Origin of the sequence: Streptomyces sp. NPDC019396 (assembly GCF_040632375.1) — a bacterium.
In the GTDB taxonomy this organism is placed as follows: Bacteria; Actinomycetota; Actinomycetes; order Streptomycetales; family Streptomycetaceae; genus Streptomyces.
Genome location: NZ_JBEYBS010000094.1, coordinates 1 through 1,683, shown reverse-complemented (window position 1 = coordinate 1,683; position 1,683 = coordinate 1). Strand labels below are relative to the sequence as shown.

Sequence of the window (1,683 nt, the reverse complement as noted above, 5' to 3'; positions counted from 1 at the left end):
CAGTAGGAGAGCCGGCGTGAGCTTGAGGATCGTTGTCTGTGTGAAGTACGTGCCTGATGCCACTGGTGACCGGCACTTCGCCGATGACCTGACCGTTGACCGTGATGATGTGGATGGTCTGCTGTCGGAGCTGGACGAGTACGCGGTCGAGCAGGCGCTTCAGATCGCGGAGGGGTCGGATGGTGCGGAGATCACCGTGTTGACCGTGGGTCCGGAGGATGCGAAGGACGCGCTGCGTAAGGCGTTGTCGATGGGTGCGGACAAGGCCGTTCATGTCGAGGACGATGATCTGCACGGCAGTGATGTGATGGGTACGTCGCTGGTGCTGGCGAAGGCGCTTGAGGAGACCGGGTATGACCTGGTCGTGTGTGGGATGGCGTCGACGGACGGCACGATGGGTGTGCTTCCGGCGGTGCTGGCTGAGCGTCTGGGTGTTCCGCAGGTGACGCTGTTGTCGGAGGTGTCGGTCGAGGGTGGCACGGTGAGGGGTCGTCGTGATGGTGACACGGCCTCGGAGCAGCTTGAGGCGTCGTTGCCGGCGGTGGTGTCGGTGACGGACCAGTCGGGTGAGGCGCGTTACCCGTCGTTCAAGGGCATCATGGCGGCGAAGAAGAAGCCGGTTGCGTCTTTGGATCTGTCTGATCTGGGTCTGGAGGCCGGTCAGGTGGGTCTGGAGGGTGCGTGGACCGTGGTGGATTCCGCGGCTGAGCGTCCGGCCCGTAGTGCGGGCACGATCGTCAAGGATGAGGGCGAGGGCGGTAAGCAGCTCGCGGCCTTCCTCGCGGAGCAGAAGTTCGTCTAGAGGGACGTCTGCCCCGTCGTTTGTGGCCGGTGGCGTTCGGGTGCGTAGGCGCATCTGAGTCCTGGTCATCGTTTCCGCTGTTTCATTCGCCCCTCGCAGACCTGTAAGCAGGAGAGAAGACGTCCCATGGCTGAAGTTGTCGTCTATGTCGATCACGTGGACGGTGCCGTCCGCAAGCCCACGCTGGAGCTGTTGACGCTGGCGCGTCGTATCGGTGAGCCGGTCGCGGTGGCGCTGGGTGCGGGGGCCGAGGCCACCGCGGCGGTGCTGGCCGAGCATGGTGCGGTGAAGGTGCTGACCGCGGACGCGCCGGAGTTCGCGGAGTATCTGGTGGTGCCGAAGGTCGATGCGCTCCAGGCTGCCTGTGCGGCGGTGTCGCCGGCCGCGGTGCTGGTGCCGTCGTCGGCGGAGGGCAAGGAGATCGCGGCGCGTCTGGCGGTCCGGATCGGTTCGGGCGTCATCACCGACGCGGTCGATCTGGAGGCCGGTGCCGAGGGTCCGGTGGCCACGCAGTCCGCGTTCGCGGCGTCGTTCACCACCAAGTCCCGGGTGTCCAGGGGTGTTCCGGTGATCACGGTGAAGCCGAACTCGGCTCCGGTCGAGGCGGCCCCGGCGGCCGGTGTCGTCGAGGCCCTGGCGGTGTCCTTCGGTGACGCGGCGCGGGGGACGAAGGTCACCGCGCGGACCGCGCGGGAGTCCACGGGCCGTCCCGAGCTGACCGAGGCCGCGATCGTGGTCTCCGGTGGCCGCGGGGTCAACGGCGCGGAGAACTTCGCGGTCATCGAGGCCCTCGCCGACTCCCTCGGCGCGGCGGTCGGTGCCTCGCGTGCCGCGGTCGACGCGGGCTGGTACCCGCACTCCAACCAGGTCGGCCAGACCGG

The 1,683-nt window shown here is 67.8% G+C and carries 2 protein-coding genes; both read left to right on the top strand.

What is annotated here, in order from left to right; genetic code table 11:
• The first annotated feature begins 16 nt into the window (after positions 1 to 16).
• The gene (locus tag ABZ532_RS31600; protein WP_361291453.1) at positions 17 to 802 is read left to right on the top strand and encodes an electron transfer flavoprotein subunit beta/FixA family protein; all 786 of its coding nucleotides are present in this window, start codon (positions 17 to 19) and stop codon (positions 800 to 802) included.
• Positions 803 to 928: 126 nt separating this feature from the next.
• A partial coding sequence (locus ABZ532_RS31595) for an electron transfer flavoprotein subunit alpha/FixB family protein (protein WP_361291450.1) occupies positions 929 to 1,683 on the top strand: 755 nt, incomplete at its 3' end.